The organism is Streptomyces sp. NPDC019937, from assembly GCF_040631655.1.
In the GTDB taxonomy this organism is placed as follows: domain Bacteria; phylum Actinomycetota; class Actinomycetes; order Streptomycetales; family Streptomycetaceae; genus Streptomyces.
Map to the genome: position 1 here is coordinate 32,846 of NZ_JBEYAL010000002.1, position 13,642 is coordinate 46,487.

Sequence of the window (13,642 nt, forward strand, 5' to 3'; positions counted from 1 at the left end):
CTCAACCTTTCAGGCCGCCGGCTTCCAGCCCGCGGAAGAAGTGGCGCTGCAGGGCGGCGAAGAACGCCACGATGGGGACCAGGGCGATGATGGTGCCGGCCGCGATGAGGCGCGGGTCGTCGTAGAAGGTGCCGCGCAACCGGTTCAGGCCGACGGTGAGGGTGTAGTTCTGTTCGTCCGACAGGACGATGAGGGGCCAGAGGAAGTCGTTCCACGAGCCGACGAAGGCGAAGATGGCCACGACCGCGATCACGCCCTTGACCTGCGGTACGGAGATCCGGATGAAGCGCTGCCAGGCGTTGGCGCCGTCGACGACGGCGGCCTCTTCCAGCTCGCCGGGAAGGTTGCGGAAGGCGTTGCGCATGAGCAGCACGTTCAGGGCCGCCACCAGGGTCGGCAGGGCGACCCCGAACAGCGTGTTCACCAGCCCGGTGGCCCTGACGGTGAGGAATTGCGCGATCAGGACGGTCTCGGAGGGGACCAGCAGGGCGGCGACGCAGATCGCGGTGGCCACGCCCCGGCCGCGGAACCGCAGCTTGCCGAGCGCGTACCCGGCGCAGGTGGCTCCCACCACGTTGCCCACCACGGCCATGGCCGCCACCGCCAGGGAGTTCAGCAGATAGCGGGGTACGGGGATGCGGTCGAGCACCGTGGCGAAGTGGTCGAGCGTGGGGTGTTCGGGGATCAGCCGGGGCGGCCGTGTGTAGAGGGGTTCCCCCGCGCCCTTGAGGGACAGCGAGAGCTGCCACACCAGCGGTCCCGCCAGGAGCACGGCCATGAGCACCAGGATCAGGTAGCGTGCCGCGGAGCCCGGCGAAGCCCTGCGCCGCCGGGCGGTGACGGCGCGGGTGCGTGGAGAGAGCCGCGCCATCAGGAACTCCTCTTGCGCTGCAGGGCGAGTTGCGCGAGCAGCATCCCGCCGAGGATCACGAACATGAAGAGGCTGATCGCGCCCGCGTAGCCGGTGCGCGCCTGCAGCCCGGTCCCCTCGCGCTGGATCAGCATGGTCATGGTGAGATCGCCTCCGCCCACTCCCCCGGTGCCGCCGGTGAGGACGTACACCTCGCCGAACACGCGGAAGGCCGCCACGGAGGACAGCACGGCGATGAGGTTCATCGTCGAACGCACACCGGGGACCGTGACGGCCAGGAAGCTGCGCACCGCGCCGGCGCCGTCCATCGCCGCCGCGTCGTACAGGCTCCGGTCGATGTTGGCCAGGGCCGCGAGGTAGATGACCATGTAGTAGCCCAGGCCGGTCCACACGGTGACGAACATGGCGCTGAAGAGCAGCAGCCATCGGTCGGTGAGGAACGGGACGGGCTCGGCCACCGCGTCGAGTGTGGAGAACAGGGCGTTGACCAGGCCCCGTTTGTCGAGCATGTTCGTCCAGATCAGGCCGACGACCACCGGCGACATGACCACGGGCAGGTACAGGGTGGTGCGGAAGAAGCCGGTCAGCCGTCCCGCGCCGCTCACCAAGGTGGCCAGGACGAGCGGGAGGACCACCATGCAGGGCACCACGCACACCGTGTAGAGCGTGGAGTTCAGCAGGGCGGTGGTGAAGCGCTCGTCGGCGAACATCCGGCGGAAGTTGTCCCAGCCGACGAACTCGCCCTGCCGCAGCAGGGTCGAGTCCGTGAACGACAGCCCCAAGGTGTTCGCGAACGGCACCAGGACCATCAGCACGATGACGGTCAGTCCCGGCAGCAGGAACAGCCACGGGGTCACGCTCCAGCGGTGCGTGGCCAGGACGGTCCCCCGGCGGCGGGACGGCCGATCGGCGCGCTCGGCCCCCTTCAGGGAGGTCCCGCGCTGAAGGGAGATGGTCACTTGTCCGCTTTCAGGCGCTCGTTGGAGTACCGGACGGAGGCGTCCAGCGCCGCCTTCACGGACTTCTTGCCCAGCAGCGCCTGGGCGATCTGCTCCCGCAGGGTCTGGCTGTCGGCCGCCCCGGAGAACGCGGGCGGCCACCACACGGCCGCCTTCCTCACCTGTGCGGCGCTCTCCCGCCGCACCTTGGTGGCCGGGCTCCCGTCGTCCTCGGTGAAGTACGCGTCGTCCAGCGTCCCGGCGGAGGAGGGGAAGACCGAGGCCTTCTTGGCGAAGGTGAGCTGGTTGGCGGAGTTCGTGACGTACGTGGCGAAGGCGGTGGCCAGGGACTGGTTCTTGGTCGCCGCGTTGACGACCAGGGACTCCAGGTACATGTTGGGGGCGCTGTTGCTGATGCGCGGGCCGATGCCCAGGTTTTTGTACACATCGGGTGCGGTGGTCTTCAGGTCGTCCAGCGTGTAGGAGCTGCCGGGCAGGTAGGCCAGGCGACCCGCCTTGAACTCCTCCACCTCCTTCGTCTGGAGGTTGTTCAGCGCTTCTTCGCCGATCCCCTTCTTGGCGTAGAGCTTGCGGAACCGCTCGACGTACTCCACGCCCTTGGCGTTGTTGTAGGTGAACGTGCTCCCGCGGGCGTCCATGAGCGGCACGCCGTACTCGCCGAAGGTCTCGATGGCGGGCATCCGGGCGATCATCATCGTGTCCGAACACTTCTCGGCCATGGTTTCCGCCTGGTCGAACAGCTCGTCGTAGGTGGCGGGTAGCTTGCCGGGGTTCAGACCGCACTTGGTGAACAGGGCCTTGTTGAAGAAGGACGGCCCGGTGTTCAGATACCACGGGTAGCCGTACGTGCCGCCGTCCAGGCCCTTGAACGTCATGGCCTCCCAGGCCTTGCCGGCGTAACGGCCCTTGGCCTTCGGGTCGGCCTTGTTCAGGTCGAGCAGGACCCCCGCCTTGGCCAGGGTGTAGGCAGCCTCCGGCCCCATGTCGACGACGTCGGGGAGGGATCCGGCCGCGGCGTCGGCCGACAGCTTGTCCTGGTAGCCCTCCGCGGGCTGATCGACCCACGTGATGTCGGTGCCCGGGTGGGCCTTCTCGAACGAGGCGATGAGGCCGTTGAAGTACGAGGTGAACTTGTCGTTCTTCAGGTTCCAGGTCTGGAAGGTGATCTTGCCGGACACCTTTCCGTCCGAATCGTTCTTCGTCCCGCCGCCGCCCATGACGCAGGCGGACAGCATCAGCGATCCGGCAGCGAGTCCCGCGATGCGCGCGGCCCGTCTTCCCGCTGGCGTCATTGGTCTTCTCCTCGTCTGGGGTGTGTGGCGATCCGCAGGGTCGCCACCTGGAAGGGGCCGAGGTGCAGGGCCGCGCCGTCGGCGGGACGGCGCGTACCGGCCGGTGTCCGGGGCAGGGCGGTGGCCAGGGCGTCGCCGGGCGCCCCGGACGCTCCGGACACGTCGGACGCGTCGGACGCTTCGGGCGCGAGTTCGCGTTCCAGCAGGTCCGTCTCCGTGACGACGGCGTCCGCGCCGAGTTCCGCGCAGGGGCGGAGCAGGGCCCGCGCCCGGCTTCCCCGCGTTTCGTAGACCCGCACGACGAGGTCCCCCGAACCGTCGTCGGCGAGTTTGATCCAGTCGACGACCGCGTGTCCCCGCAGCAGTTCGATTCCCACCAGCGGTGGCAGTGGCGGGAGCGGCGGGATGTCGGGCGCGTTGAACAGGGAGGCGGCCTCGACCGTGGCGGGCACATCCGCTCCGGGGAGCAGTGCCCAGCGGAAGTGGTGGGTTCCCGCGTCGGCGTCGGGGTCGGGGAAGCGGCTGCCCCTCAGCAGCGACAGCCGGACGACGGTGGCATCACGGTCGGCGCGCGCGTCGGCTCCGTACATGGTGTCGTTGAGGATGGCCACGCCGTAGTCGCCGTCGGCCACCTGGATGTACCGGTGCATGGCGGCCTCGAACATCGCGTCCTGCTCCGCGGTGTTCACCAGGAGCGGCCGCTCGACGTATCCGTACTGCGTCTCGAACCGTGCCGTCCGCGCCATGACGTGGACCGGCAGGGCGACCTTGAGCAGGCGCTCACGCTCCTGCCAGTCGACCGCGCACTCCGTCTCGAACCGGCCGGTGCCCGCTCTCAGCCACATGGTCAGCGTGGCCGTCGACGCGCCGAAGCGCCGGACGACCTCGACCCCGGCGTCGGGTCCGTCGTGGACCACCGTGCGGCTGGTGACATCGTCGACCACCTGGAAGTTCCGTAAGGTGTGGCGATCCACGTCCCACGCGTCCCACCGCACCGGCTCGTCACGGAACAACTGCAGTACGCCCGCACGCCCGCCGGGCGGTACCACCTCCCGGCCACCGCGCAGGTCGTGGAGCGAGGTGAGGTGGCCCTCGGCGTCGACGACGACCCGCAGCAGGCCGTCGTCCAGAACGGTGGCGCCCGCCTCCCCGTCGGTGACGCGGACGGGGTCCGCCCCGGCGGGACGCGCCGGGACGAACGGAGGGAGCAGCCCCGCCGTCCGGCCAGGGGGCGCGGCGCTCAGCTCCTTGGCCGCCTGTTCGATGAGCCCGCGCAGCCGGGACTCGGTCGCCCGGTAGGTGTCGCGGGCCTCGCGGTGCACCCAGCTGATCGAGGTGCCCGGCAGGATGTCGTGGAACTGGTGCAGGAGCACGCCGCGCCAGATCTCGTCCAGGCTCTCCCGCGGATAGGGCGCACCCCGCAGGACCGTGGCCGCCGCGCCGAGGTACTCCGCCGCCCGGAGCAGGGATTCACAGCGGCGGTTGTGCCGCTTCATCGCCACCTGGGACGTCAGGGTGCCCCGGTGCAGTTCGAGGTACAGCTCGCCCCGGTGGACGGGCGCCAGTGGCCGTGCGGCCGACTCGACCTCGCGCAGCTCCGCCTCGGCGTCCTCGAAGAACCGCGCTGGGGTGCGGGACACCACGCGTGGCGCGCCTTCCAGATCGGCGAAGCGGCGCAGCCGTTCGGCCATCTCCGGGGTGGGGCCACCGCCGCCGTCGCCGTAGCCGTAGGGCAGCAGCGAGTGCGAGGCGATGGCCTTGTCCTTGAAGGTGGTGACCGCGTGGCGCAGTTCGCGGGCGGTGACCTCGGCGGCGTAGGTCTCCGCGGGCGGGAAGTGGGTGAAGATGCGGGTGCCGTCGATGCCTTCCCACCAGAAGGAGTGGTGCGGGAAGGTCGTGGTGTCGTTCCAGGAGATCTTCTGGGTCAGGAACCAGCGGGCCCCGGCCCGGCGGGCCAGTTGTGGCAGCGCTCCCGAGTAGCCGAAGGAGTCGGGCAGCCACACCTCCCGTGTCTCGATACCGAAGCGGCTGAGGAAGTACCTTTTGCCGTAGGTGAGTTGGCGGACCATGGACTCGCCGGTGGGGATGACACCGTCCGGCTCCACCCACATGCCGCCGACGGGCACCAGCCGCCCGCGCTCGACGTGGTGCCGCACCCGTGCGAAGAGGTCCGGGTAGTGCTCTTCGAGCCAGGAGAAGTGCTGCGCGGCCGACATGGTGTAGACGAGATCCGGGTGGGCGTCCAGCAGGGCGAGGGCGCCTGCGACGGTCCGGGCCAGTTTGCGCACCGTCTCACGGAGCGGCCACAGCCACGCCGAGTCCATGTGCGCGTGTCCCACCGCGGTGATCCGGTGGGCGGAGGCGTGCGCGGGTGCAGCGAGCAGTGGCGCGAGGTGGGCGCGTGCCCGGCGGGCGCTCGCTTCGGGGTCCGCCGCGTCGTAGGTGTCGAGGGCGCGCTCGATGCCGTACAGCAGGCGCCAGTGCCGCGGCTCGTCCTCGGTGAGTTCGGCGGCCAGGCCGCCGAGGACGTCCAGGTCGGACAGGAGGGCGTGCACCTCGGGCGAGAACACGGCGGTCTCCGCGCGCCGTAACCGGAACTGCTCGAAGGGTTCCCGCGCGCCCTTCTCCCCGTGCTCGGTGGCGACGAAGGGCGGCAGGCCCAGCAGCAGGGGGTTCGCCGCGGCCTCCACGTAGAGCACGAAGCGGCCGTCCGGGCCGAGCAGTCCGGGGCCGGTGTCCCCGTCGCCGAGCCGGATCGCGGTCTGCCGGGGGTGCAGGCCTTTGACGATGGTGCCGTCCGGGGTGAAGACCAGGCCTTCGCAGTGGCCGCCGACGGAGTGGTCGAACCAGCCCAGGTCGAGCAGCAGGTCGACCGGTCCGGGGGTACCGGGCTCGACCCGGCCGCTGACGCGGAACCAGGTCGTGGACCACGCGGGCCCCCATGCCTCCCCCAGGGCGAAGGGACGGTAGTCGGGGCGGCCGCGCTGAGGCTCCGTCATCAGCCCGAGCGCATGACGGGGGCTCACCGGCTCGCCGTCGTCCCCGACCGTCCATGCCTCGATCTCGACGCCCGCGAGGCGGCGGTGGAGCCGGGGAAGGATGCGCTCACGACGTACGCGGTCGAGCCGCTCAAGTGTCCTGCCGAAGTGACGGTGCATGTGTGGTCCTCACCGCAGAGGAGGAGCAACAGGTCGTCTAATACGTTTTAGTAGAATCGCGAGTGGCCGCAGATTAATACGTTTCAGTTCGTCAGTCACCGCGGCGGATCATCACGGTTGCGTAAAGTCGACGTGGGTCACGATGGAGGGTCGATGCCACCGAAGAACCGTGCCTCGTCAGGAGCCGGAGCGGGCTCCCCCGGCCGCCCGCGCCCGGAGGAATCGCCGCCCCGGCTGCGCAGCACCGACATCGCACGGCTCGCGGGCGTCTCCGTCGCGGCGGTGTCCATCGCGGTCAACGGGCGCCCCGGGCTGAGCGATGCCACCCGCAAGCGCATCCTCGATGTCGCGAACGAACTCAACTGGCGCCCGCACCTGGCCGCCCGCGCGCTCAAGGGCGCGGGCAACGACGTGGTCGGCGTGGTCATCGCGCGTCCCGCCCGCACCCTCGGCGTCGAGCCCTTCTTCGCCCAGTTCCTCTCCGGCCTGCAGTCCTGCCTGTCCAACCGGGGAATCGCCACGCAGTTACTCATCGTCGAGGACACCGAGGCCCAGGTGGCGGTCTACCGGCGCTGGGCCGCCGAGCACCGGGTGGACGGCCTCGTCCTGCTCGACCTCGCGGTCGACGACGCCCGGCCCCAACTCGTCGCCGATCTGGGCATCCCCGCCGTGGTGCTGGGAAGCCACGGCAACCCCATGCCGCTGACCAGCGTCTGGGTGGACGACCACGCCGCCACGGTGAGCATCCTGCGCCATCTGGTGGCCCTCGGGCACCGGCGCATCGGCCACGTCAGCGGCACGCCGGCCTACCAGCACACCCAGCGCCGGCTGCGGGCCATCGACGACGTACGCCAGTCCACCGGCATCGACGTGACGTCCGTCGCCACCGACTACTCCGACGCCCAGGGCGCGTCGGCGACCCGCCGGCTGCTCGAAGCCGACCCCCGCCACACGGCGGTCGTCTACGACAGCGACGTGATGGCGGTCGCCGGACTCGGCGTGGCCACCGAGATGGGCATCCCGGTTCCCGGCGAGGTCTCCGTGGTGTCCTTCGACGATTCCGTACTCACCACCATGGCCCACCCCTCGCTCACCGCGCTCACGCGCGACACCTTCGCGCTCGGCACGCTCACGGCCACCGAACTGCTCCGCGTCATGGCCGAGCGCCCCGCGCCCCGCTCCGTGCAGGCGCCCACTCCGCAGCTGGTCGTACGGCAGAGCACCGCCCCTCCCGCCGAGGGACAGCGCGCGGGTGCCGGTGTCCCTGTCGGCTAAAGTCACGCGAGGTTCGTCGCGGCCGTCGGCCAGCCTCGCGAGGTTGTTCGCCGCGCCGTCAGAAGGAGACCGCCATGGCCCAGCCCTTCCCGCCCGCCGAACCGGACGCGCACGGACTCCTCGACGTCGGCGACGGAAACCGGATCTACTGGGAGACCGGCTGAAACCCCGGGGGAAAGGCGGCGCTGTGCGTGCATGGCGGCCCCGGCAGTGGTGGGAGCCGCGGCAGCTACACGATGTTCGACCCCGAGGTCTACCGGGTCGTCCTGTTCGACCAGCGTGGCTGCGGTCGGAGCCGTCCTCATGCCTCGGACCCGGCGGTCGGCCTCGCGCACAACACCACCCACCACCTCATCGCCGACATGGAGCGCCTGCGCGAGCACTTGGGCATCGAGCGCTGGCTCCTCCACGGCGGCTCCTGGGGCTCGACCCTCATCCTGGCCTACGCGGAGCGGTACCCCGAGCGGGTCTCCGAGATCGTCATCGCGGGCGTCACCATGACCCGGCCGGAGGAGACCGACTGGCTCTACCGCGGCGTCGGACGCCTGCTGCCCGGCCCCTGGGAGGCGTTCCGCGACGCCCTGCCGGAGCCGGACCGCGCGGGCGATCTGGTGGCCGCCTACGACCGGCTGGTGAACAGCCCCGACGAGGCGGTCCGAGCCAAGGCGGCGCGGGATTGGTGCGCCTGGGAGGACGCGGTCATCGCCCACGAGGTGCTCGGCAGCCCGGGCTACTACAGCGACAAACCCGACGACGCGCTGATGGCCTTCGTACGGATCTGCGCGCACTACTTCGCCCACGACGCCTGGCTGGAGGACGGACAACTGCTGCGTGACGCGCACCGGCTGGCGGGGATCCCGGGGGTGCTGATCCACGGCCGGCTCGACCTGGGCAGCCCCCTGACGAGCGCGTGGGAGCTGGCCAAGGCGTGGCCGGACGCGGAGCTGAAGGTGATCGACGACTCGGGGCATACGGGCAGTCCCGCGATGCGGGACGCGATCCTGGAGGCGATCGCCCGGTTCGGAAGGAACGGATAGCGACCGGCCCCACTCCCCTGCCGGCCTGAACCGCCCGCGGGCCGGTGGGGCCGTCAGCCGGCTTCGGCGCGGTGGCCGCTCATCACGGCCAGGCTTTCGTCGCGGATGGGCTGCGAGGTGTCGCGGTCGGGGCGGTAGGGGGCCAGCTCGGGTGCGGGGGTGGCGGTGGTGAGTTCTTCGGCGGCGAGGACGGCGAGGAGCGGGGCGAGGGTGACACCGCTGTGGGTGGCGATGGTGTAGAGGCCGGGCGCCTGGGGATGCGGGCCGACCAGGGGGAGGCCGTCCTCGGGTACGGGGCGGACACCCACCCGGGTGCCGCCCAGGGCGCGGACGGCGGGCACGACGGCGGCGCACCGGCTGAGGAGGTCCGCCTCGGGCGGCACCTGGGTGGCCGGGATCGGGTCGAGGAGGGCGTCGACCGGCCAGGAGATGGCGCAGACCCGGTTGCCCGGGGCGGGACGCAGGTCGACGCCGGGGGTGGCGACGATGGCGCGCAGTGGCTCGGCGAGGGGGACGGACTCGCCCACCAGGCCGGGGATCTGGCGCAGCGGCAGCCGTATCCCGGCCAGTTCGGCGATGCGTCCGGCGCCGGGGCCCGCGCAGTTGACGACGTGGTCGGCCTCGAAGCGCCGGCCGCGCGCCTCGGCGCCGCGTATCCGGGTCCCGTCCCGCAGCAGGGCGGTGACGGGGGTGTCGTAGCGGATGTCGGCCCCCAGGGCCGCGGCCCGGTCCAGGAGGGTGCGCGCGAGGAGGGGCGCGTCGTACCAGGTGGCCTCGTCGTGCACGACGAGTTCGGTGGCGCGGCAGGAGGCGGGGTCGACGGCGGGTACGAGGGTGCGCAGTTCGGCGGGGTCGGCGGTGCGGCAGGGGTGGCCCCACTCGGCGAGGCGCTCGGCGCGCGTACGGAGGGTGCGCTGTTCGTCCTCGGTGTGGCCCCACTGGACGAGCGGGGCGGGGTGGCGCCAGCCGGGGGCTCCGGTGCGGGCGTGGATGTCCTGCTCCAGTTCGCGGTGGAGCGCGGCGCTGCGCTGGTTGAGCAGGAAGTAGGAGTGGGGGGTCTTCAGGTGGGTGACGTCGATGGAGAAGGTGGCGCTCGAGGTGCCCGGGGTGGGGCCGCCGGCGTCGAGCACGGTGACGCCCACACCCGCCTCGGCGAGGCGGTGGGCGGTGGCGGCGCCGATCACTCCGGCGCCGATGACGAGGGCACGGGTCATGTCAGAGTCCTTCGGTGGCAGTCGGGGAAAGGGGGCGTGCCGGGGTGGTCGGAGCGCCTTCGGAGCACCTTTCAGAGCACCTTGCTGAGGAACGCGCGGGTGCGTTCGTGGCGCGGGTGGCCCAGAACGTCCGCGGGCGGGCCGGTTTCGATGACGGCGCCGTCGTCCATGAACACCAGCGAGTCGCCGACTTCCCGGGCGAAGCCCATCTCGTGGGTGACGACGACCATGGTCATGCCGTCGTCGGCGAGTGCGCGCATCACCTCCAGCACCTCCCCGACGAGTTCGGGGTCGAGCGCGGAGGTGGGCTCGTCGAACAGCATCAGTTCCGGCTCCATGGCCAGGGCGCGGGCGATGGCCACGCGCTGCTGCTGGCCGCCGGAGAGCTGGGCGGGGTAGCTGTGGGCCTTGTCGGCGAGGCCGACGCGGTCCAGCAGTTCCGCGCCGCGCCTCCGGGCCCGTTCCTTCGGTTCCTTCGCGACCTGGACGGGTGCCTCGATGACGTTTTCCAGCGCGGTCATGTGCGGAAAGAGGTTGAAGCGCTGGAAGACCATGCCGATGCCGCGGCGGCGCCGGGAGACGGCCTTCTCGCTCAGTTCGTGGAGCTTGCCGTCGCGCTCTTCGTAGCCGACGAGTTCACCGCGCACGTACAGGCGTCCCCGGTCGATGGTCTCCAGATGGTTGACGCAGCGCAGGAAGGTGGACTTGCCGGACCCGGAGGGGCCCACCAGGCACATCACCTCGCCGGGGGCGACGGTCAGGTCGATGCCCTTGAGGACGTCGGTGCGGCCGAAGCTCTTGTGCACGCTCTCGGCCCTGATCACGGCGGGGGTCAACGTGCGCTCTCCTCGTGGTGTTTCCGGAATGCGGCACGCAGCCGCTGGAGCGGGGTGGGCGGCAGGGTGCGGCTGGTGCCGCGGCCGAAGCGCCGTTCCAGGTAGTACTGGCCGATGTTGAGCACGGAGGTGGCCACCAGGTACCAGAAGCAGGCGACGACCAGCAGCGGCACCTGCTGGAAGTTGCGCGAGTAGATGCCCTGGATGGAGGTCAGCAGCTCGGGCACGGCGATGGCGAACACCAGCGAGGTGGTCTTCAGCATGGAGATCGCCTGGTTGCCGGTGGGCGGGATGATGATGCGCAGTGCCTGTGGCAGCACGATGCGGCGCAGGGTCTGCCCGCGGGACATGCCCAGCGCCTGGGCGGCCTCGCTCTGGCCGTCGTCGACGGAGGTGATGCCCGCGCGGACGATCTCGGCCATGTACGCCGCCTCATGCAGCCCGAGGCCGAGGACGGCGGCGGTGAGCTGGGTGATGAGGACGTTCGTCTCGGCCTGGATGAACGTCGGTCCCCAGGGGATGCCGAGGCCGATGGTGGGGACGATCGCGGAGAGGAAGTACCAGAAGAGGAGCTGGACCAGCAGCGGGGTGCCGCGGAAGAGCCAGATGTAGCACCAGCTGAGCCGGGACAGGATCGGGTTGGCGGACATCCGCAGGACGGCGAGGACGACTCCGCCGACGATGCCGACCGCCATGGCGAGGACGGTCAGGAGCAGGGTGGTCCGCAGCCCCTCCATGATCACCGGCGAGAAGAGGAATTCACCGACGGTCCCCCACTGCATACGGGGGTTGGTGATCCAGCCCTCCAGCAGGAAGACCATCAGGAAGGTCACGGCGACCGCGGCGACGCGCAGCCCCGGGCGGCGCACGGGGACGGCGCGCAGGGTCTCGGCGGCGGGTCCGGATCCGGTGCCGCCGGAGTCCGCTCGGGTGAGGGTCTCGGTCATGCCGCTCCCCCGTTCACCGTGGCGCGCTTCAGGGCCCCGGAGGCGATGTTCCACTGCTTGAGGATCTTCGCGTAGGTGCCGTTGTCGATGAGTTTCTGCAGGGCACCGCGGACAGCCCGTACCAAGGTCCGCTCCTCCTTGTTGATCAGGATTCCGTAGGGCAGGAAGCGGTACGGCTCGCCGGCCGTGCGGAACCTGCCGTGCGACATCTCCGCCTGGTAGACGACGGTGGGGGTGCCGCCGACGAACGCGTCGGCGCGGCCCGTGGACAGGGCCTGGAAGCAGCCGACGGAGTCGGGGAAGACCAGTTTCTCCAGCTCGGGTTTGCCGTCCGCGGCACACTTCTTCGCCTGCGCCGCCACATCGTCCACCTGCGAGGTGCCCTGCTCGACGGCGACCTGGCCGCCGCACAGGCTGCCCAGTGAGCGGATGTTCCCGGCGGCCTTCTCGGAGGCGAGGATCGAGCTGCTGGTCTTCATGTAGTCGACGAACGTGACCTGCGACTGGCGTTCCTTCTTGTCGAGCATGGCCTGGATCGCCACGTCGTAGCGGTGGGACCTGACCCCGCCGATGATGCTGTCGAAGTTCGCCTGCACCAGGTGGACGCGGAGGCCGAGGACCTGGCCGACCGCGCGGATGAGGTCGGGTTCGGCGCCGATGACGGTCTTGTTGTCGATGTCCAGGAGGGACAGCGGCGGGTAGTCGTTGCCGACAGCCGAGGTGAGGGACCCCTTGTCGCGGATGTCCTTCGGGAGCAGGGCACGGAGTGCGGGATCGACGCGCTGCTCGGGCACCTTGGACTGGTTGACGGTCGTGGTGCCGCCGCACGCCGTCACGGCGGGCGTGAGCAGTACCGCGAGTGCGAGAGGAAGTGCGGTGGCGCGGGCTCGCGCCTGCCTTCCGGGCACGGTGCCTCCCTTCTGGGCTGCTGGCCGGGGGACCGGTACGGGGCTGGTGGACGCCCAATCTGCGCGATGGCGGTGGCCCGGGCAAGATCAGGGAGAGTGAACGTTTCCACGCGGAGTGTTAAGTTCATCTGATGCTGACCCCGCCGCAGCTTCGAGCGATATGCGAGGTGGTCGCCGCGGGCTCGTTCCGTTCGGCCGCCCAGCGCCTCGGCTACACGCCCTCCGCCGTCTCCCAGCAGATCTCCACGATCGAGCGGGCCCTGGGCGTCGCGCTCTTCGAGCGCTCACCGCGCAGCGTGCGCCCCACTCCGGCCGGGCTCCAGCTCGCGCGGCGCGCGGGCCGGCTGCTGGCCGACCTGTCGGCGACGGAGAACGAGATGCGCGCCTACGCCGCCGCCGAGCGGGGGCGGCTGCGGCTGGGCAGCTTCTGGTCCGCGGGGTTCCGGCTGGTGCCGACGGTGCTGACGGGGTTCCTCCGGGACCGGCCCGAGGTCGACGTCCGCTACGAGGAGGGCGACCCGCAGGTCACCGTGCCCGCGGTGGTGGAGGGGCGGCTGGATCTCGCCGTGATCTTCGAGTACGGCGTGGTGCCGCACAGCCGGCCCGATGGCCTGGACCACACGCTGGTACGGGAAGAGCCGCTCTACGTGCTCCTGCCCGCGGGCCACCCGCTCGCCGGGCGGCGCCACATCCGCCTCGCCGACCTGCGGGACGAGCGCTGGATCAGCTACCACGAGGACACCGACGCCGCCCGCTGTCTGCGCCACATCTGCGCGGCCGGTGGCTTTCTGCCGGAGGTGCTCTTCCGTACGAACGACTACAACCTGCCCTACGAACTGGTCCGGCAGGGCCTGGGGGTGGCGATCGCACCGGAGCTCGCCATCGTGGACACCTCCGCCTCCCCCGACGCCTCCGGCACCCACCTCGTCCGGCTCACCGACCCGACCCACACCCGCCGGGTCTACGCCACGCGCCGCACCAGCGACCCCAACCCGTTCCTCCCCCAGGCCCTCGCCCTCCTGCACACCGCGGCGGCCGCCCTGCCCGAGCGGGGCGACGGGGCCTGCGCCACGGTCACCGGCTGACGCCGAACCGCGGTGCGGTGGTGGGCCGTTCAGTCCGCGCGGGGTACGTCTCGGGCGCGT

The 13,642-nt window shown here is 71.1% G+C and carries 10 protein-coding genes and 1 pseudogene; 3 read left to right on the forward strand and 8 right to left on the reverse strand.

Annotated elements, in window-relative coordinates:
• Position 1: 1 nt before the first annotated feature.
• From ABZ562_RS01980 to ABZ562_RS01995, 4 genes are read right to left on the reverse strand one after another with little or no spacing between them, the layout of a single operon-like run.
• Complete coding sequence (locus ABZ562_RS01980; RefSeq protein WP_361472628.1) at positions 2 to 871, reverse strand: carbohydrate ABC transporter permease; 870 nt, start codon at positions 869 to 871, stop codon at positions 2 to 4.
• Entirely contained in the window at positions 871 to 1,830 is a 960-nt protein-coding gene (locus tag ABZ562_RS01985) for a sugar ABC transporter permease (protein ID WP_361472634.1), read from the reverse strand. Before ABZ562_RS01985 ends, ABZ562_RS01980 begins: the two co-directional genes overlap by 1 nt.
• Positions 1,827 to 3,122, reverse strand: a complete 1,296-nt coding sequence (locus tag ABZ562_RS01990) for an extracellular solute-binding protein (RefSeq protein ID WP_361472637.1) — start codon at positions 3,120 to 3,122, stop codon at positions 1,827 to 1,829. Before ABZ562_RS01990 ends, ABZ562_RS01985 begins: the two co-directional genes overlap by 4 nt.
• Positions 3,119 to 6,280 (reverse strand): glycoside hydrolase family 38 C-terminal domain-containing protein, encoded by a 3,162-nt coding sequence (locus tag ABZ562_RS01995; protein WP_361472640.1) that lies wholly within the window; start codon positions 6,278 to 6,280, stop codon positions 3,119 to 3,121. The genes ABZ562_RS01990 and ABZ562_RS01995 overlap by 4 nt, the downstream gene beginning before the upstream one ends.
• 153 nt (positions 6,281 to 6,433) lie before the next feature.
• Here ABZ562_RS01995 and ABZ562_RS02000 point away from each other — a divergent pair, with 153 nt between their 5' ends.
• Together ABZ562_RS02000 and pip are read left to right on the forward strand one after the other, a co-directional pair.
• Complete coding sequence (locus tag ABZ562_RS02000) at positions 6,434 to 7,555, forward strand: LacI family DNA-binding transcriptional regulator (protein ID WP_361472643.1); 1,122 nt, start codon at positions 6,434 to 6,436, stop codon at positions 7,553 to 7,555.
• A gap of 74 nt (positions 7,556 to 7,629) precedes the next feature.
• Positions 7,630 to 8,592: pseudogene (pip, locus tag ABZ562_RS02005) on the forward strand (prolyl aminopeptidase).
• A gap of 53 nt (positions 8,593 to 8,645) precedes the next feature.
• Here pip and ABZ562_RS02010 read toward each other — a convergent pair.
• From ABZ562_RS02010 to ABZ562_RS02025, 4 genes are all read right to left on the reverse strand, one after another.
• Positions 8,646 to 9,806: an FAD-dependent oxidoreductase gene (locus ABZ562_RS02010; protein ID WP_361472646.1), complete on the reverse strand. Its 1,161-nt coding sequence runs from the start codon at positions 9,804 to 9,806 to the stop codon at positions 8,646 to 8,648.
• Positions 9,807 to 9,877: 71 nt separating this feature from the next.
• Positions 9,878 to 10,630: an amino acid ABC transporter ATP-binding protein gene (locus ABZ562_RS02015; RefSeq protein ID WP_361473248.1), complete on the reverse strand. Its 753-nt coding sequence runs from the start codon at positions 10,628 to 10,630 to the stop codon at positions 9,878 to 9,880.
• An 8-nt stretch (positions 10,631 to 10,638) separates the two neighbouring features.
• Entirely contained in the window at positions 10,639 to 11,589 is a 951-nt protein-coding gene (locus ABZ562_RS02020) for an amino acid ABC transporter permease (RefSeq protein ID WP_361472649.1), read from the reverse strand.
• The gene (locus tag ABZ562_RS02025) at positions 11,586 to 12,497 is read right to left on the reverse strand and encodes an ABC transporter substrate-binding protein (protein ID WP_361472652.1); all 912 of its coding nucleotides are present in this window, start codon (positions 12,495 to 12,497) and stop codon (positions 11,586 to 11,588) included. The genes ABZ562_RS02020 and ABZ562_RS02025 overlap by 4 nt, the downstream gene beginning before the upstream one ends.
• 131 nt (positions 12,498 to 12,628) lie before the next feature.
• Between ABZ562_RS02025 and ABZ562_RS02030 the strand changes: the two genes are divergently transcribed.
• The gene (locus ABZ562_RS02030; RefSeq protein ID WP_361472655.1) at positions 12,629 to 13,582 is read left to right on the forward strand and encodes a LysR family transcriptional regulator; all 954 of its coding nucleotides are present in this window, start codon (positions 12,629 to 12,631) and stop codon (positions 13,580 to 13,582) included.
• Positions 13,583 to 13,642 lie beyond the last annotated feature (60 nt).

Bases quoted from the DNA above. Each gene is read 5' to 3' on its own strand.
- ABZ562_RS01995 (WP_361472640.1), bottom strand. From the start codon at position 6,280: ATGCACCGTCACTTCGGCAGGACACTTGAGCGGCTCGACCGCGTACGT.
- ABZ562_RS02020 (WP_361472649.1), bottom strand. From the start codon at position 11,589: ATGACCGAGACCCTCACCCGAGCGGACTCCGGCGGCACCGGATCCGGA.
- ABZ562_RS01980 (WP_361472628.1), bottom strand. From the start codon at position 871: ATGGCGCGGCTCTCTCCACGCACCCGCGCCGTCACCGCCCGGCGGCGC.
- ABZ562_RS02000 (WP_361472643.1), top strand. From the start codon at position 6,434: ATGCCACCGAAGAACCGTGCCTCGTCAGGAGCCGGAGCGGGCTCCCCC.
- ABZ562_RS01990 (WP_361472637.1), bottom strand. From the start codon at position 3,122: ATGACGCCAGCGGGAAGACGGGCCGCGCGCATCGCGGGACTCGCTGCC.
- ABZ562_RS02010 (WP_361472646.1), bottom strand. From the start codon at position 9,806: ATGACCCGTGCCCTCGTCATCGGCGCCGGAGTGATCGGCGCCGCCACC.
- ABZ562_RS02030 (WP_361472655.1), top strand. From the start codon at position 12,629: ATGCTGACCCCGCCGCAGCTTCGAGCGATATGCGAGGTGGTCGCCGCG.